This is a genomic window from Sphingomonas metalli (genome assembly GCF_014641735.1).
Lineage (GTDB): Bacteria > Pseudomonadota > Alphaproteobacteria > Sphingomonadales > Sphingomonadaceae > Sphingomonas > Sphingomonas metalli.
Window position 1 is genome coordinate 25,222 of record NZ_BMIH01000001.1, and the last position, 13,671, is coordinate 38,892.

The 13,671-nt window shown below is 64.5% G+C and carries 28 protein-coding genes; 16 read left to right on the forward strand and 12 right to left on the reverse strand.

Annotated elements, in window-relative coordinates; all coding sequences use genetic code 11:
* Positions 1-119: 119 nt before the first annotated feature.
* The 11 genes from IEX18_RS00110 to IEX18_RS00160 form a co-directional block, all read right to left on the reverse strand.
* On the reverse strand, positions 120-1,343 hold the full coding sequence (locus IEX18_RS00110; RefSeq protein WP_188656596.1) for a DNA N-6-adenine-methyltransferase: 1,224 nt from the start codon (positions 1,341-1,343) through the stop codon (positions 120-122).
* On the reverse strand, positions 1,340-1,672 hold the full coding sequence (locus IEX18_RS00115; protein ID WP_188656597.1) for a DUF6197 family protein: 333 nt from the start codon (positions 1,670-1,672) through the stop codon (positions 1,340-1,342). The genes IEX18_RS00110 and IEX18_RS00115 overlap by 4 nt, the downstream gene beginning before the upstream one ends.
* A 26-nt stretch (positions 1,673-1,698) precedes the next feature.
* Positions 1,699-1,899 carry a hypothetical protein gene (locus tag IEX18_RS00120; RefSeq protein ID WP_188656598.1) on the reverse strand — a complete coding sequence of 67 codons (201 nt, stop codon included), beginning with the start codon at positions 1,897-1,899 and terminating at the stop codon, positions 1,699-1,701.
* On the reverse strand, positions 1,896-2,867 hold the full coding sequence (locus IEX18_RS00125) for a recombinase RecT (protein ID WP_188656599.1): 972 nt from the start codon (positions 2,865-2,867) through the stop codon (positions 1,896-1,898). The genes IEX18_RS00120 and IEX18_RS00125 overlap by 4 nt, the downstream gene beginning before the upstream one ends.
* Positions 2,867-3,787 carry a YqaJ viral recombinase family protein gene (locus tag IEX18_RS00130; protein WP_188656600.1) on the reverse strand — a complete coding sequence of 307 codons (921 nt, stop codon included), beginning with the start codon at positions 3,785-3,787 and terminating at the stop codon, positions 2,867-2,869. Before IEX18_RS00130 ends, IEX18_RS00125 begins: the two co-directional genes overlap by 1 nt.
* Positions 3,784-3,963: a hypothetical protein gene (locus tag IEX18_RS00135; protein ID WP_188656601.1), complete on the reverse strand. Its 180-nt coding sequence runs from the start codon at positions 3,961-3,963 to the stop codon at positions 3,784-3,786. The genes IEX18_RS00130 and IEX18_RS00135 overlap by 4 nt, the downstream gene beginning before the upstream one ends.
* Complete coding sequence (locus IEX18_RS00140; RefSeq protein WP_188656602.1) at positions 3,963-4,130, reverse strand: hypothetical protein; 168 nt, start codon at positions 4,128-4,130, stop codon at positions 3,963-3,965. The genes IEX18_RS00135 and IEX18_RS00140 overlap by 1 nt, the downstream gene beginning before the upstream one ends.
* On the reverse strand, positions 4,127-4,306 hold the full coding sequence (locus IEX18_RS00145) for a hypothetical protein (RefSeq protein ID WP_188656603.1): 180 nt from the start codon (positions 4,304-4,306) through the stop codon (positions 4,127-4,129). Before IEX18_RS00145 ends, IEX18_RS00140 begins: the two co-directional genes overlap by 4 nt.
* Entirely contained in the window at positions 4,303-4,497 is a 195-nt protein-coding gene (locus IEX18_RS00150) for an LIM domain-containing protein (RefSeq protein WP_188656604.1), read from the reverse strand. Before IEX18_RS00150 ends, IEX18_RS00145 begins: the two co-directional genes overlap by 4 nt.
* Complete coding sequence (locus IEX18_RS00155) at positions 4,494-4,784, reverse strand: hypothetical protein (RefSeq protein ID WP_188656605.1); 291 nt, start codon at positions 4,782-4,784, stop codon at positions 4,494-4,496. The genes IEX18_RS00150 and IEX18_RS00155 overlap by 4 nt, the downstream gene beginning before the upstream one ends.
* 325 nt (positions 4,785-5,109) lie before the next feature.
* Positions 5,110-5,691 (reverse strand): LexA family protein, encoded by a 582-nt coding sequence (locus IEX18_RS00160; RefSeq protein WP_229664280.1) that lies wholly within the window; start codon positions 5,689-5,691, stop codon positions 5,110-5,112.
* Between the two features lie 93 nt (positions 5,692-5,784).
* On the opposite strand from IEX18_RS00160, the gene IEX18_RS00165 reads away from it, so the two are divergent.
* Positions 5,785-6,006 (forward strand): carph-isopro domain-containing protein, encoded by a 222-nt coding sequence (locus IEX18_RS00165; protein ID WP_188656607.1) that lies wholly within the window; start codon positions 5,785-5,787, stop codon positions 6,004-6,006.
* Positions 6,006-6,167 carry a hypothetical protein gene (locus tag IEX18_RS00170; RefSeq protein ID WP_188656608.1) on the forward strand — a complete coding sequence of 54 codons (162 nt, stop codon included), beginning with the start codon at positions 6,006-6,008 and terminating at the stop codon, positions 6,165-6,167. The genes IEX18_RS00165 and IEX18_RS00170 overlap by 1 nt, the downstream gene beginning before the upstream one ends.
* Before the next feature lie 129 nt (positions 6,168-6,296).
* Here the strand turns inward: IEX18_RS00170 and IEX18_RS00175 are convergent, their stop codons facing one another.
* The gene (locus IEX18_RS00175) at positions 6,297-6,524 is read right to left on the reverse strand and encodes a hypothetical protein (RefSeq protein ID WP_188656609.1); all 228 of its coding nucleotides are present in this window, start codon (positions 6,522-6,524) and stop codon (positions 6,297-6,299) included.
* Positions 6,525-6,771: 247 nt separating this feature from the next.
* Between IEX18_RS00175 and IEX18_RS00180 the strand changes: the two genes are divergently transcribed.
* From IEX18_RS00180 to IEX18_RS00245, 14 genes are all read left to right on the forward strand, one after another.
* Positions 6,772-7,272 (forward strand): HNH endonuclease signature motif containing protein, encoded by a 501-nt coding sequence (locus tag IEX18_RS00180; protein WP_188656610.1) that lies wholly within the window; start codon positions 6,772-6,774, stop codon positions 7,270-7,272.
* 3 nt (positions 7,273-7,275) lie between these two features.
* Positions 7,276-7,575 carry a hypothetical protein gene (locus IEX18_RS00185; RefSeq protein WP_188656611.1) on the forward strand — a complete coding sequence of 100 codons (300 nt, stop codon included), beginning with the start codon at positions 7,276-7,278 and terminating at the stop codon, positions 7,573-7,575.
* Positions 7,572-8,051, forward strand: a complete 480-nt coding sequence (locus IEX18_RS00190; RefSeq protein WP_188656612.1) for a hypothetical protein — start codon at positions 7,572-7,574, stop codon at positions 8,049-8,051. The genes IEX18_RS00185 and IEX18_RS00190 overlap by 4 nt, the downstream gene beginning before the upstream one ends.
* The gene (locus IEX18_RS00195; protein ID WP_188656613.1) at positions 8,048-8,614 is read left to right on the forward strand and encodes a hypothetical protein; all 567 of its coding nucleotides are present in this window, start codon (positions 8,048-8,050) and stop codon (positions 8,612-8,614) included. Before IEX18_RS00190 ends, IEX18_RS00195 begins: the two co-directional genes overlap by 4 nt.
* Positions 8,614-8,829 carry a hypothetical protein gene (locus IEX18_RS00200; protein WP_188656614.1) on the forward strand — a complete coding sequence of 72 codons (216 nt, stop codon included), beginning with the start codon at positions 8,614-8,616 and terminating at the stop codon, positions 8,827-8,829. The genes IEX18_RS00195 and IEX18_RS00200 overlap by 1 nt, the downstream gene beginning before the upstream one ends.
* Entirely contained in the window at positions 8,826-9,257 is a 432-nt protein-coding gene (locus IEX18_RS00205) for a VRR-NUC domain-containing protein (protein ID WP_188656615.1), read from the forward strand. The genes IEX18_RS00200 and IEX18_RS00205 overlap by 4 nt, the downstream gene beginning before the upstream one ends.
* Entirely contained in the window at positions 9,254-9,586 is a 333-nt protein-coding gene (locus IEX18_RS00210; RefSeq protein WP_188656616.1) for a hypothetical protein, read from the forward strand. Before IEX18_RS00205 ends, IEX18_RS00210 begins: the two co-directional genes overlap by 4 nt.
* A 1-nt stretch (position 9,587) precedes the next feature.
* On the forward strand, positions 9,588-10,853 hold the full coding sequence (locus IEX18_RS00215) for an AAA family ATPase (RefSeq protein WP_188656617.1): 1,266 nt from the start codon (positions 9,588-9,590) through the stop codon (positions 10,851-10,853).
* A gap of 163 nt (positions 10,854-11,016) precedes the next feature.
* Positions 11,017-11,166, forward strand: a complete 150-nt coding sequence (locus tag IEX18_RS00220; protein WP_188656618.1) for a hypothetical protein — start codon at positions 11,017-11,019, stop codon at positions 11,164-11,166.
* The gene (locus IEX18_RS00225) at positions 11,163-11,702 is read left to right on the forward strand and encodes a hypothetical protein (RefSeq protein WP_188656619.1); all 540 of its coding nucleotides are present in this window, start codon (positions 11,163-11,165) and stop codon (positions 11,700-11,702) included. The genes IEX18_RS00220 and IEX18_RS00225 overlap by 4 nt, the downstream gene beginning before the upstream one ends.
* Positions 11,699-11,932: a hypothetical protein gene (locus tag IEX18_RS00230; protein ID WP_188656620.1), complete on the forward strand. Its 234-nt coding sequence runs from the start codon at positions 11,699-11,701 to the stop codon at positions 11,930-11,932. Before IEX18_RS00225 ends, IEX18_RS00230 begins: the two co-directional genes overlap by 4 nt.
* 12 nt (positions 11,933-11,944) lie before the next feature.
* Positions 11,945-12,163, forward strand: a complete 219-nt coding sequence (locus IEX18_RS00235) for a hypothetical protein (RefSeq protein WP_188656621.1) — start codon at positions 11,945-11,947, stop codon at positions 12,161-12,163.
* Positions 12,163-12,474 carry a hypothetical protein gene (locus IEX18_RS00240; RefSeq protein WP_188656622.1) on the forward strand — a complete coding sequence of 104 codons (312 nt, stop codon included), beginning with the start codon at positions 12,163-12,165 and terminating at the stop codon, positions 12,472-12,474. Before IEX18_RS00235 ends, IEX18_RS00240 begins: the two co-directional genes overlap by 1 nt.
* Positions 12,443-13,660, forward strand: a complete 1,218-nt coding sequence (locus IEX18_RS00245) for a PBSX family phage terminase large subunit (RefSeq protein WP_188656623.1) — start codon at positions 12,443-12,445, stop codon at positions 13,658-13,660. Before IEX18_RS00240 ends, IEX18_RS00245 begins: the two co-directional genes overlap by 32 nt.
* Positions 13,661-13,671: the final 11 nt, after the last annotated feature.

The window sequence follows — 13,671 nt, forward strand, 5'->3', positions numbered from 1 at the left end:
TGCAAGCCGCTGGCGTGCTTCAGGGCCTTTGCTTTGGGTTGATAGATCCCGGTCAGGGGTGAGGCGTAGAGCGGTGCCTGTGGCGGTTTCTCGGTAGCCGGCCGGGTCATAGAGGCGGGTCATGCTGCCCTCCGAAGCGGCTGGGCGAGGATGCCGAGACCAGCAATAGCCGCCCGTTCCAAGGCCACGGTGGCACGGTCGCCGGCAGCCCATAAACACGTGCCAGTAGACGGCGATACGCCCTCTGTCCCGTCCGGCCTCAAGAACCGGATCTTGCGGGTAAACAGCGCACGGTCTGCCCGGCTCCACGCATCCCAGAACCATGACGCGCTGGTGCGATCAGGCGTCAGTGCAATGCCGTTGCCATGTTTGAAGAATTTCGCGAGCCAAGGCACAATCGCATTGCGGCCACCGAACGGCGGGTTCATCCAGACAAAGTTTTCGGTGCCCCACTCGCTTTCCAGGCCGCCCCCAAACATCGACGTGATCCATTTGCTTGCCGGGACGTGCGGCGCGCCGCCAACGGGAGCTGCCACGTCGACGTCAAAGGTTTCGCCCAACGCCTCGAACACATATGCAGGCGTGTACCACTCATCGGATGCACCGGGCGTTTCCCAACTACCCATCGCACCGCTCCATCCCATATTTCCGCACATAGGCAGGCCACCAGACAGCGGCTCTGGTGCGGGTGATCGCGCAGGAGAGGTCCCGGCCGTCCAATCATGAATGAGGTTCACCCACATATTGCCCGGACTGGCGGGATCGCGGCGGGTCTCGGGCAGGTTTGCCTGCCGGTTGTCGCTCTCGCTCGCTCGCGCGCCGTTGAGCAGCAGCACCCGGACCCCTCTCCGCCCCTGTCGGACAGCATGAGAGATCGCCTTCCGCATCGGCGTGGCCTTCAGCACCCGATACGAATAATTGTGGGCGGTGCGGCCAATGCCGAAGAATCCCTTCCGCATCACATATTCTTCGTAGGCCGTGCCAGCGTCAGCCATGACGAAATCAGGCCCGAGGCTGCCGTAATAGTCAACGACGTGATCAGTCGTCTCTTGGATGCCCGTGCCGGTCCGGCAGTGCAGGATCAGGTCGATTTTCACGCCCATGTCGCGGGCAAGCTCGACCTCGGCGGCGCTATCCCGACCACCCGACACGGTCGCTATGATATGCGTCGGCTGCTCTTCGCGAATGATGCGGTCGATCCGCTCCGCTGAAAGCTCTTTGGCACGGCTCAACGACGGGCTGATCTTGCAGCTCTCAGGATCAGTCGTCGCGTCGAACAGGCCGAGGTCGCTCGCCCCCTCCACACGATCCGCAAGAGCGGTGAGTGCTGATGCTTCGGTCATGCGGGCTGGCCTTGGCGGGCGAGTTGGGCGGCTTCGCGGAGCTTGGCGATGACCTCGGCTTGGGTGCGGGCACGGTCATCATTCCATGCCGAGAGCGGGCGCAAGGCGCCGGGGGCTGTTACAGGCAGGCCAACCTCGGCCGCCTCACAAGCCTTCATCGCGTAGCCGATGTTGACTTCGCAGATTGCACCGACTGCGCACCAGCAAACCGCAGGACCGCGCGTATCGCCAGCCGGATTGCCATAGCGGTCCCGATAGACAGTATCCTGCGTCCAAGCCCCTTCCGGCGTCAGCAGGTCAGCGGCGGCATCCAGCACGTCTGCGACCATCCGCGGCGTCGTTCCCGGCGCTCCCATCACAGCACCCCTGCGATAAGAACGACCGTCACGAAGACGATCAGCATGGCCCATGCACCATCGCGGTTCTCACTGCGGCGAGCGCGTGACATCGGCGCGATCCGCTCGTTCAGCGGCGTCGGCATGTGGCGGCGGGTGTCCCAGTCTCGGGCGCGTACCGTGACGCGGGCAGAGGCGGGGATGCGATGCGGCAGGCTCATGCGATCACCCGCTGGCGGGCTTCTTCAGCCGCCTCCCGGATTCGTGCGCCGTCCTCATCAGTGATGCCGTCGCGGACGACCTCGAACGCTTTCCATGCTGCGCTGTACGCGGCTTCGCCGTCCGCCTGGCGGAACGCATCGATCAGCGCTTCCGCATCATCGGAATGAACCTCGCCTCGCTGCTCGTCGGCCGGGCCTTCCAGCGTCTGTTCGAGAGCATCAAGGCGCGAAACCGGTGCGACCGGGCGCATCGTCGCAGGCTGCGGCTCGTTCTCGAGCGTCTCATCCCGCTCGAAGAGCTCCACGTCTGTGGACATCGGCAGTCGCTTCGACAGCCTGCGCATGACCGTCTTGCGGGCCATCTCGGCGTACCAGTCGACCCACGGCCCCTTGTCTTTGGAGCGGCTGACGTTGCGTACCTTCTCGATCTCCTCAAGGTTCATCACCTCGAGAAGCTGAGAGCCATCCTTCAGCACGGCAGTGGCGTACGCGCCGATGATGCGCCCGCGCGGCTGATCGAGGGGCGGTGTCGTGTGCGTGACCGTTTCGTCGAAGCCCAAGCTCCAAACGAAAGTGTCGTTTTCGCAGACGACCTGCGCGGACACCTTAGCAACGTCACCAGATTGGCGGATCTTCTTCAGCACGCCAGAGATCATCGGCATGGCCTGGACCTTCTTTGCCCAGCCGCCCGTCGCGCGATCCTTGGCGTTGAAGATCACCAGCGCGGCCTCGCGACCGTCCGGCAACAGGCCGTCCTGCGCCAAGCGAACGCAGGCCGCGAACAGGGTCTGACGATCAGCGTCCAGCAGCTCAGGGTTCCCGGTGATTGCCGTCTGAGCGACGCGCGTGAACTTCTCGACGCTGATATGCGCAGGCAATGCGGCCTTGAAGGACGGTGCCATGGCGGTGAGGCTTTCGCGCAGCACCTGCACGGGGCTGGCGGTACGGGTTGCAAGCTGAGTAGCCATTATGCGACACTCCTGACATCGAAGCGCCGGTAGCCGCGGCGCCCTTTGATGATTTCCCCGGCAACCGCTTCGCGATCCGGAGTTCCCTTGGTCTGGTTCGCGCCGACTCGATGGCCGGGCAGCAGCGCGCGGCCGGCGGTGCCGATGCGCTCAATCAGCCGCGTCTTGGCAAACTCCATCGCGGCCTCTGCCTCGTCTCGGCGGGCTCGAGCGGCGAGAAAATCGATCGCGTCCTGTTCGGCGTCGAGATTGTCGCGCAGGTCGGCGACCTCCTCGGTTGGCTCGCCAAGCACCTCGACCAGCGCCTTGCCGTCGCGGCTGTAATCGACGGCCGGCTCGTTGCCCGCCTCGACGTCGGCCCAGAACGCAGCGACCCGGCGCTCGATCTCGGCGAAAAGCGATGGCCGCGCCTCGTACTGGAAGCGGCGGAGCTCGTTGCCGCCCACCAGCACGATCAGGTCCGCCCACCCTGCCCCGGTCAGCCCGGCATAGGTCTGTGCCTGGAGAAGGTAGTGCAGCGGCGGTTCGTCGCCCCAGCCCTTCGCGATGAGCCAATCGGCGGTCTTGACCTCAAGGATGCCGCGGCCGCGCTCCGGGCAGATCACCACCTTGTCCGGGTGGCCACCCAGGCCCTTGCCGTTGTCGATGCGGCCCGGCGTCTCGGCGGGCTGGTAGCCCCAGCGCTCGCAGGCTGCTTCCACCACAAGCGGCTCGAGCTTCACACCGAAGTAGACGCGCTCGTTCTCGGGCTGGCCATCGACCACCGCGTTGAACTCGGGCGTGGCGATCGTGCCGCGCTTGCGATGATAGAGCTCGTAGCGGGTCAGCCACGGGCTGGCGTCAAATAGGGCGGCGACTTCGCTGGCGCCGACGACCTTCGCCCGGAACAGCGCATCGCTGATGTTAGCGGGCGCGTTCATGCCTGCATCTCCGGAAGGTAGCGGCCCTTGCCGTCGCGCTTGCGGGGGCCTGTGAAGCGGTGAAGCTGCAAGACCAGCTTGCGGTTGGCCTCGAACAGCTTGCGGTGCGCATCGTCCGTGTCGGCGAGCTGGCGCAGGACGCGCTCATGCTCTGCGCGGGTGATGAAGCCGAACATCAGAGGTTCTCCTGTGCGCGCCGGATGATCTCATCGAACGGCGTGAAGGTTTCGGTGAAGGCGGATTGCAGCGCTGTGGTCAGCACCTCGCGATCGGCGATCATCTCCCGCTCCATGTCCGCCAGAAAGCCAGCAGTGATGCGGCCGGGGGTGTCGAGGGCGGTCACCGCAGATACTCGCGATAAACCGGACCCGTGATGAAGCAGGCGGCAACAACCTTGCCGATGGCGAGCACCCACCAGAGCAAACCAGTCGCAGTGTCAGCCGAGAATGACTGAGCCATCCACAACCAGATTGTGCCGACCATGCAGGTGCCAAAAAAGAAGTCGAATGCCCGGCTCATGCCCACACCCCGCCATTCGCGTGGATGACCGGGGCGAGCGCAAAGTCACCCTCGCGGATCGTGCGCTCACACAGGCCGCAATAGGGCTCGCCGAAGAAGCTGCGCCCCTGAGCCACGCTGCCGCAGTCGACGCAGGTCGGGCGGTCAGGGTTCCAGACGCGCGCTGCGGTGATGGGGGATATGGCGTTCATGCCGCCTGCTCCAGCGCGGGCAGCGCGTCGGCGCCGACGATCTCAGGTGTGCGGTTTTGAGCTGCCTTCGTCAGCGCCTCGGTTAGAGCCAAGCGGATGCTGACATCGCTGTGGCCCTGCGAGCAACCGATGCCGTCGCGGGCGTACCCAGTGTAGTGCACGTTAGCGGTGCGCACGATGCGGTCGCCAACAACCATGCGCCCGACCGACACAGAGGTCAGGCCATTGTCCGCTGCGATCTTATCAAGAGCCGCTTCAAGCGAGCCGGCTGCGGTGGTGTCTGTCACCGTGGATCTCCCTGCCGCGTGCTGCGGCGATGGGAGGTATATGCGACAATCGCAGACGGCTTGCAACACAATTCTGCGACTACCGCAGATTTATTGACTTTGCCTCGAACCGCGTTCTACTTATGTTCTGCACGTGAGTCGATCGGAGGATGCGTTGTGCTGCTGTACCGTTTGATGATGTTCGGAAAGCCGCTCGGGCCGTGGCGGCGGTCGCAACGACTGGTGAATGCCGATGCGCTAGAGCATGGATATGGCAGCTACGACGAGCACAAGCGCTTCTTCGTTACGGCACCCGCTCATATCGAGTCGATCCATGAGTACGAGCTTATGAGGCTCGCCGCGGCACGTCCCGCATCGAATACGAAAAGACACGCCCGAGGATTTTGAGCGGGCGATCGCCGATCAGGATGTCCTTGTGCTCGTCGTTGGTCGAGCACGGCACCAGCCGAGCCGGGGCCTCCTGATATTCCTTGAAGGTCGTTTCGCCATCATCGGATAGCACGACATACCGCCGACCCGGCCATAGCGCCGTATCGTCCGGGTCAATGACGAGCGTTGCGCCGTTTGGAACCACCAGATCCATGCTGTCGCCCTTCACGGTGAGAGCGTAAGCATTCGGCGGGGTCTCTGGGTCAGACACCGCCAACCTCCGGCCACCCGCCTGTTCTGCCGGACGAAACGCCCCGGCAGGCACCTCGCCTAGAAGCGGTATCGTTCGAATAGACGGCGCAGACGCCTCTTCGACCAGCACGGACCTGATCGCCTCCAGCTCGGTTACCTGGATGCGACGCCGCGCTTTGCCGAGTGATTTCGTCAGAAAATTCTCTTCGATGCCCGTGGCGTTCGCGAGATCGCGAATGCTCATATTGCGGTCGGCCAGGGCCGCTCGAATCTGTTCCGGTGTCATACCCGACCTGAACCGGACAGCCGGCTGCACTGCAACTGCCATTATCGCAGATTTTCGCTTGCATATTGTCTGCGGTTATCGCAGATACGCTGTATGCACAACCCCGCCGAAGCCTTGATCGATGCGCTGGGCGGCACCACTGCGGTGTCGCGGCTGACCGACGCGCCGCTCTCCACCGTCCATAGCTGGCGCAAAAACGGCATTCCGCGGTCGCGGCTGTCGCATCTGCGGCTGGCTGTGAAGGTCGCCAAGGTCGACGTCGATTTTGACCGGCTGGCCGTGGGCGTGACGCCCGAAGCAGCGAGGGCCGCATAATGGGCGACTACCTCGACGCAGGCCAGACCGCGCGCCTTGAGTGCCTGAAGCTGGCGATGACGCTCCGCGACCTCACCCCGCAGCAGAAGCTGGAGTTCGCGCATCAGGCTGCGGCCTTTGTTGGTGAGGGTAAGGCGCTCGAGCAGGAGGACGCGGCATGAGCGGCACCTACGACAGCGCCATCGCTGCGGCGATCGGGAACGGCCCGCTCCCCCATGGTGCAGCGGCTGTAGCCTTTATTCATGCCTATAATCTCGGCATCGCAGCCGGGGCGGACGGTCGTGACGCGATCAGTCTTCCGGCGTCGATCCTTCCGCCAGCCGGTTCCGTGCAAGAGACCACAGCTCGCGCAGTTCCGGGTCGAGCACCTGAAGCTCCGCGATGCTCATCGGCAGCGTTATCTCGGAAGGCGTCAACAGCCCTTTCCGGATTAGCGCCGCAGCAATCGACTCGATCCACAGCACTTCCGCGCGGATGGAATTCCGCAGCCGATGCAGTGCGTCGTGCTCTTCGCTCATTCTGGTCTCCGGTGACTGGTCGCAACAGCACCGTAGCCGAAGCCGCTGGGGAGTCGATCCCCAGCGGTGAAGGGCGCACCGAACAGAACGCCTCTTCAGCCTCACGTCTGCTGCGGCGTTTGTGGGGTGCGGCGTGATGGGCTGTATTAGCGAAGCCGGGGTCGCGCGATTTTGGAGTCGCGTTGAGCAGCGAGACGGCGCCTGCTGGCCTTGGCAAGGCACGACGAAGGGCGCTGGCTACGGCGCGATGACCGTTGATGGCAAGCGCTGGCCTGCTCATCGGTTGTCGCTGGTTATTGCGGGCACCACGATCCCGGAAGGGATGGTCGTAGACCACATCTGCCGCAATCGCGCCTGCGTGAACCCCGCACACCTTCGCGTCGTCACGCCGCGAATAAACGCTATCGAAAATAGCGTCAGCCCGTGCGCTATTAACGCGGCGAAAACGCATTGCCTTGTCGGCCATGAGCTGGCCGGCGACAACCTGCGCGTTGCACCCGATGGCGAGCGTATCTGCCGCCAGTGTGCCGCCAATCGGAAGGGGCAGTCTGCCCCTGCTCCGCAACAGCGGGCGGGCTACTGCCGCAATGGTCACGCAGTTGCCGAAGCTGGGACACGCATTGACCCGAAAGGTATCAAGCGCTGTGCGGTATGCTGGAGCGAAAAGATCGCTCGCAATGAAGCGCGGCGCCCAAAGCGGTATCGTGGAACCGCCGCCATGAAAAACACACCTCCGGTGGAGGGCTGAGAGGTGGCGGACGACCAAGCCGTTCTCGCCGACCTCGCGCGCGTAAAGGCGCTGTTCCAGCAGCGCGCCATCGTCACCTACCTCGGCTTCACCCCATCCCGTAGCGCTCCCGCCAACTCCCTCGGTGAAGCGCATGGGCGCCCCGGCAGCACTTCCTCCCTTGCTGCTGCCGGGGCTTACCCGCCCGCCGATGCCCGTTGCCGGGCGTGCGGCGAGAACCGGTGCGGCTGCCCTGATCCGGTTTTCGCCGGTGTCGTGCCTGCGCTGGTGAGCAACCCTGTTCATGAGGATCTCTCTGCATGACGCAGATCAACCCCACCGCTAAATTCCCCATGCTCGTTTCACGCGAACAGGCGAGGAACAAGATCGCGGACGCCATCCGCCTTTTTGTCGGTCGCGGGCGTCGCTACTCGGTGAAGCAGCTCTCTAACGGCACTGGCGTGCCCGACTGGCAGATCAACGCCGCGCTCATCGACGGCAACTCACCGGACAATCGCCCGCTGCCGCCTGAGGCGCTGCTGTCCGTTGCCCTGTTCCTCGGCCCCGTCTTCACCAGTGAGTGGCTGAAGCTGTCCAATCAGGGCGCGTTTGACCTGCCGGACGAGGACGAGCCTAAGCCCGGCGACGTCGCCTGCGACACTGCCGACGATGCTGCGACCGTCACGCGCGCCGCCATGGACGGGGAGTTCTGCGCGGACGAGCGCAAGGATCTTCGCGTCGTCGGCGTGAGGATGATGAGCCGTGGAGCGCGGCTCGCAGCGCTGGGGAATGCGGCATGACCGGCTGCCTAGACTGCGGAAAGCCGATCTCGGCTGGCGCCAAGCGCTGCAAGCGCCACGCGAATGCGTTGCGCAATGGCAGTCCTGAGATGCGCGAGAATAGCAGCAAGAGGATGCGCGCTCGGCAGGCTGCCGGAATGCCGCGGAACAATGCGGCAATCTCATCGGCACTGAAGGCTTTCTACGCCGACCCGGCGGAACGCGAGAAGATGGTGGAACGCGGTCGCAAGGCGGTCACTGAGTGGACGCCCGAGATGAAAGCGCGCCGCGGCCGAGCGACAGCCGAAGGTCATCGTCGGCGCCAGGAGCAGCGGCTCGCATGGTGTCCTCTCGATCGGCGCGACGAGCTCGCCAAGCTGTGCCGGCGCTACGGCGCTGAAGAAGGCCGACGCATCATGCGCGAGGATCTGGCGGCCAAGGAACGCAAGCGTCTGGCCGGTATGACGAGCCACGAGATCGCTATGGAGCGGCTGGCCAAGGGGTCGAAGCTCGTAACGGTGCATCCCATGCGGAAGGCTGATGCGGCCTTCACGCTCGGGGGTGTCGCGTCGGGGACGCTGTGATGCGCGGCAACTCCGTCTACGGCGCCCGCGAGCGCACGCAGGCCGACAAGGCGAACGACTGCTTCGCGTTCATCTTCAACGCTCGCCCCGCGGCGCTCATGGCGATGACGGCCGAGCGGCTGTGCGCCGACAAGGGCGTGACCAACCGGCAGGCTCGGCGAGAAATTGAGGTGCGGCTTCTGGCGGCACAGGATCGGGAAAGGCGGCGGGCATGACGCTGCTGGCCGCCCTCGATCATCTCGACATGGCCGTGAAGCCCACGCCGCTGTTCCCGGTCGAGCCGCGGGACAAGCGGCCGGCCTCGGAGCTGTCGCGTCAAACGGCGTTCCTGCGGCTCCTCAGGATGCAGGCACCCGGCGTCATGGCATGGGCGGTCCCGAACGCCGGCAAGCGTGGCCTGAAGGCGCAGGCGCAGGCCCGCAGCGAGGGCATGACATCCGGCGTCTTCGACGTCCACGTCGCTTGGAACCACGGCACGGCTGCGCTCGAGTTCAAGTCCGGCACTGGCACGCTTAGCGACAATCAGGTCGAGTGGGGCAACGCCATGCACGAGCGCGGCCATCGCGTGGCGTGCGTGCGGACCCCGGAGGCGGCGCTCGAGCTGCTATCGCATTGGGGTGCGCCAGTGAGGCCCGTCCGGTGAACGCCGTCACGCGCATCCAGCCGGACGAGTCGATCTATGGCAGCCGCACCGAGCGGGCGTATCGCGCCACGATCGCGGTGCACGTGCCGGATTGTGACGAGATGTCGATGGCTGCGCGCTGCGACATCGCGGCGATGCGCGATCAGGCGTCGGTCGGCATGGCCCGGGCGACGGACAGCGCGGTGGTGATCCTCGGTGAGGTCAGCCGCATGGCGAGTGCTGCCGTCTACGCCGACATGCCTACCAGCAACCTGCTGCGGGTCCGCGCTGCGCTGAAGCTGACGATGATGGCCGCTCGCGAGGTCGAGCGGATCCAGCGGGATGGATGACATGGACGATCCCGACAATCTGAACAGCTATTGGGACTCGCTGCCGGAGCGGACGCCTGAGGATGATGGGCGGAGCTTCGAGCCGCCTGTCCGCTCGCATCTGCGCGTCGTAGACGATGAGTACGAGGCCGACGCCAAGCCGGACCGGATCGTCAAGGCGACGCCATTTACCTGGCGACCCACCGCGGCGATCCCAAAGCGCGAGTGGCTATATGGGCGCCACCTGCTGCGCAAATTCGTCTCTCTTGACGTCGCGGCTGGTGGCGTGGGCAAATCCTCGCTGAAGGTCGGTGAAGCGCTCGCTATGGCCTCAGGACGCGATCTGTACGGCAAGGGGCTGCCCGAGGGTGCCCTCACCGTCTGGATGTGGAACCTCGAAGACCCGCTCGATGAGATCGAGCGTCGCCTCCATGCGACGGCACAGCGCTTCCGAGTGACGCCCGAGGAGATCAGCGGCAGGCTCTACGTCGACAGCGGCCGCGACCAACCGCTCGTCATGGCGACGGAAGGGCCAGACGGCGCGATGATTGTACGGCCGGTCGTTGACGCGTTGATTGAGGAAATGATCGCCCGCAAGGTCGACGTTCTTCAGATCGACCCCTTCATCAGCTCGCACGCCGTCAGCGAGAACGACAACAACGCGATCGATATCGTCGCGCGCGAGTGGAACGTCGTTGCCGAGCGCACGGGTGCCGCGATCAACCTCGTGCACCACGTCCGCAAGCAGAACGGCGAGAGCGCCACTGCCGACAGTGCCCGCGGCGCGTCTGCCCTTATCGGCAAGGCCAGATCGGTGCTGGTCTACAACCGCATGACCGAAGACGAGGCCAAGACGCTTTGCGTCGACGAGCAGGAGCGCCGCTTCTTCTTCCGCGTCGACAACGACAAGGCGAACCTCGCCCCGCCCCAGGCTGGCGACTGGTATCGCATGAACAACGTCGATCTGGAGAACGGCGATAGCGTCGGTGTGGCCTGCGCTTGGAGCCCGCCGGACCTCTTCGAGGGCATGACATCGCGGCATCTCTATTCGGTTCAGAAGGCAATTTCTGAAGGCGATTGGCGCGAGAACAGTCAGTCGAAGGAGTGGGTCGGTCACCCAGTCGCAGCCGCGCTCATGCTCAATCCGGACGACAAAAAGGACCGGGCGAAGATCGTCCACTTCATCAAAGTTTGGATCGCTGAGGGTGCGCTGGAGGTCGTCGAGAAGGACGACAAAAAGCGGATGCCGCGCAAGCACGTCGTCGTTGGAAAGTGGGTCGAACTGTGATGCCACACCTCGAAAATAGCCGGTGTGGCAAGGTGTGGCAGGTGGGGCGGATTGGAACCCTGAAACCTGCCACACCACCACCTCCCTCCCGTAGGGAGGTGGGGTGGTGTGGCAGTGGGGCAGGTAGCGAAATCGCAGGTGTGGCAAATCGTGGGTGGGGCAAGTGACCGGCCTCACTCCGTTCATCGTCGCCATGATCCGCGCACCGCACGCCGCGCTGGCCAAGGCCGACCCCGCCAAACTCGCGGCCAAGTACGAGATCCCGCCGGCATTCGCCGAGTTCTACCTCACCCATTGGAGCAACCGGGCATGAACGCGCTCGCCACGATCGAAGCACACGCACCGCCCGCCGGGTTCTCCGACTGGCTGACCACCGGCAAGGCGCTGCTGACCGAGCGGACCCGCATCGAGTGGCAGCTGGCCGACTGGATCGCTGATGGCCGGGAGCAGTTCGGCAATCAGGCCGAGTTCGACTTCCTCGCCGATGAGCTTGGTATCGCACCAAAGGCCCTGAAGACCGCAGCCAAGGTCGCGGCAGCCTTCCCGCCCCACATGCGGGACAGCGCGCTGACCTTCGAACATCACGAGGCTGTGGTAGGCTTGCCGGCAACCGATGCACTCGCCGTCCTCAAGCAGGCGCGCGACGGCCATCTCGACGATCGCGAGACGCGGGTTGAAGCGGTCAAGCGTCGCACGGAGCTCGGACAGGGTAGCGTCTTCGCCGATGACGACTGGGAGCATCACGAGTTGATGGCGATCCAGCGCGCTTGGAACCGGGCGCGAACGTCGGTCCGCGCTGAGTTTCTGGAACTGGCCGCAGAGGTCGAGCTGGGGATCATAGACGCATGAGCATCACCTATCGCCCGCCTTCCACCAAGGCGATCCCGCCCTGCCCGCCCGAGTTTGCGGAGAACCTGGCCAAAGGCGGCTGGGAGTTGGTCGAGCGGCTCTATGGCGGCCGCACTGACCTGCACCTCAAGTGGATCGCCATGTCGGGTGCGCAGTGCCGGATGCCCAAGCGTCGTGTTGTCAACGGGTGCGTGATGGCGGCGGTAACGCCAGCCGATCCGCAAATCTAACGGAGGTATGTTATGCCAGCCGTCACAGACCACGCCATCGTCCGCTATCTGGAGCGGGTACACGGCATCGACATGGACGTGATCCGTGCCGAGATCTTGACGCCCGTCGTGCAGCTGGCCGAGGGGTTCGGTTGCGGCACCGTGATCGGCAAGAACGGGTGCCGGGTTATGATCCGCGATGGGGTGGTGACGACGATCGTGCCCAAGCCGATACGGAAAGGGCGCCGCTGATGACCAGCACTAAAAAAGTGGGCGATAGTGCGCATAAGCCTCCTGCTGCGGGTAAGGGCCGGCCTAAAGGCGCTACCAACAAACTCACCCGCACGATCAAGCAGGCGATCGAGCAGGCGTTCGACCAGGTCGGCGGCCCGGAATATCTCGCCACGATGGCGATCCAGCAGCCGGCCGCGTTCATGACGTTGCTCGGCAAGGTACTGCCGACGCAGGTCGAGCACAGCAACCCGGATGGAACGCTGAAGCAGCCCACCGTTGTCCGCATCGTGGCAGCCGATGACCGAAGCGACGATCAGGCTTCCGCCTAAGCTCGTCCCGGTCTTCGCTCCGCCTCGAGGTTCGTTTCAGTATCGCAACCTTCATGGCGGTCGCGGATCGGGCAAGTCGTTCAACGCGGCGAAGATGGCGGCGGTATGGGGCTATGCCGAGCCGCTGCGGATCCTCTGCACCCGCGAATTCCAGGCCAGCATCAGCGAGAGCTTCCACGCCGAGCTCAAGGCGGCGATCGCGTCGGAGCCTTGGCTTGAGGCGCACTACGATGTTGGCGTCGACTACCTGAAGGGCGCGAACGGCACGCAGTTCATTTTCCGCGGCCTCCGTCGCAACGTCCAGTCGGTCAAGTCATTGGCCAAGATCGATCTGACGATCGTCGAGGAGGCCGAAGATGTGCCGGAAGCGTCGTGGTTGGCGCTTGAGGCGACCGTGTTCCGCCAGCCGTTCTCTGAGCTGTGGGCGCTGTGGAACCCGCGGCTAGAGGGCAGCCCGGTCGACAACCGGTTCCGCAAGACGCCGCCCGAGAACGCGATAACGGTCGAGGTCAACCACTTCGACAATCCATTCTTCCCGCCCACGCTCGACATTCTCCGAAAGCGCGAACAGGAACGCCTGGATCCGGCGACCTATCATCACGTCTGGGAGGGCGGCTATCTCGTCAACTCGGATGCTCAGGTACTGGCCGGCAAGTGGCGCGTTGCCGAGTTCGAGCCCTCCGACAGCTGGGATGGTCCATATCAGGGCGGCGACTTCGGTTATGCACAGGATCCAACCGCCGCTGTCCGCTGCTACATCCATGGCGACACGCTCTACGTCAGCCACGAGGCTGGTGGACGCGCCATCGAGCTTGACGACATTGGAAACAAGGTTGCGGACGGCATCCCGAGCTTTGCCGATTACGTCAGCCGATGGGACAGTGCATCACCCGGCTCAATCAGCATCATCAGCCGCAACGGCATTCCCCGTGCCCAAGGCGCGCCCAAGTGGCAGGGCTCCGTCGATGATGGCATCCGCTATCTGCGCGCGTTCCGTGAGATCGTCATTCACCCGCGGTGCAAGGCAACGATCAACGAAGCGCGCCTCTACAGCTACAAGGTTGATCGGCTCACCGGTGACATTCTGCCGGTCTTGGTCGACGCCAACAACCACTACATCGACGCCATCCGCTACGCCGTGTCTCCCATGATCAAGGGCGGCCGCTACAACCTCGACGCCTTCTGACGGCGGTAATC

Coding starts and splice junctions, on each gene's coding strand:
- IEX18_RS00225 (WP_188656619.1), top strand. CDS start 11,163: ATGAACGCGCTCGCCACGATCGAAGCACACGCACCGCCCGCCGGGTTC.
- IEX18_RS00215 (WP_188656617.1), top strand. CDS start 9,588: ATGGACGATCCCGACAATCTGAACAGCTATTGGGACTCGCTGCCGGAG.
- IEX18_RS00200 (WP_188656614.1), top strand. CDS start 8,614: ATGCGCGGCAACTCCGTCTACGGCGCCCGCGAGCGCACGCAGGCCGAC.
- IEX18_RS00195 (WP_188656613.1), top strand. CDS start 8,048: ATGACCGGCTGCCTAGACTGCGGAAAGCCGATCTCGGCTGGCGCCAAG.
- IEX18_RS00245 (WP_188656623.1), top strand. CDS start 12,443: ATGACCGAAGCGACGATCAGGCTTCCGCCTAAGCTCGTCCCGGTCTTC.
- IEX18_RS00115 (WP_188656597.1), bottom strand. CDS start 1,672: ATGGTCGCAGACGTGCTGGATGCCGCCGCTGACCTGCTGACGCCGGAA.
- IEX18_RS00190 (WP_188656612.1), top strand. CDS start 7,572: ATGACGCAGATCAACCCCACCGCTAAATTCCCCATGCTCGTTTCACGC.
- IEX18_RS00135 (WP_188656601.1), bottom strand. CDS start 3,963: ATGTTCGGCTTCATCACCCGCGCAGAGCATGAGCGCGTCCTGCGCCAG.
- IEX18_RS00235 (WP_188656621.1), top strand. CDS start 11,945: ATGCCAGCCGTCACAGACCACGCCATCGTCCGCTATCTGGAGCGGGTA.
- IEX18_RS00120 (WP_188656598.1), bottom strand. CDS start 1,899: ATGAGCCTGCCGCATCGCATCCCCGCCTCTGCCCGCGTCACGGTACGC.
- IEX18_RS00205 (WP_188656615.1), top strand. CDS start 8,826: ATGACGCTGCTGGCCGCCCTCGATCATCTCGACATGGCCGTGAAGCCC.
- IEX18_RS00175 (WP_188656609.1), bottom strand. CDS start 6,524: ATGAGCGAAGAGCACGACGCACTGCATCGGCTGCGGAATTCCATCCGC.
- IEX18_RS00150 (WP_188656604.1), bottom strand. CDS start 4,497: ATGAACGCCATATCCCCCATCACCGCAGCGCGCGTCTGGAACCCTGAC.
- IEX18_RS00125 (WP_188656599.1), bottom strand. CDS start 2,867: ATGGCTACTCAGCTTGCAACCCGTACCGCCAGCCCCGTGCAGGTGCTG.
- IEX18_RS00170 (WP_188656608.1), top strand. CDS start 6,006: ATGGGCGACTACCTCGACGCAGGCCAGACCGCGCGCCTTGAGTGCCTG.
- IEX18_RS00165 (WP_188656607.1), top strand. CDS start 5,785: ATGCACAACCCCGCCGAAGCCTTGATCGATGCGCTGGGCGGCACCACT.
- IEX18_RS00110 (WP_188656596.1), bottom strand. CDS start 1,343: ATGACCGAAGCATCAGCACTCACCGCTCTTGCGGATCGTGTGGAGGGG.
- IEX18_RS00160 (WP_229664280.1), bottom strand. CDS start 5,691: ATGACACCGGAACAGATTCGAGCGGCCCTGGCCGACCGCAATATGAGC.
- IEX18_RS00130 (WP_188656600.1), bottom strand. CDS start 3,787: ATGAACGCGCCCGCTAACATCAGCGATGCGCTGTTCCGGGCGAAGGTC.
- IEX18_RS00145 (WP_188656603.1), bottom strand. CDS start 4,306: ATGAGCCGGGCATTCGACTTCTTTTTTGGCACCTGCATGGTCGGCACA.
- IEX18_RS00230 (WP_188656620.1), top strand. CDS start 11,699: ATGAGCATCACCTATCGCCCGCCTTCCACCAAGGCGATCCCGCCCTGC.
- IEX18_RS00240 (WP_188656622.1), top strand. CDS start 12,163: ATGACCAGCACTAAAAAAGTGGGCGATAGTGCGCATAAGCCTCCTGCT.
- IEX18_RS00180 (WP_188656610.1), top strand. CDS start 6,772: ATGACCGTTGATGGCAAGCGCTGGCCTGCTCATCGGTTGTCGCTGGTT.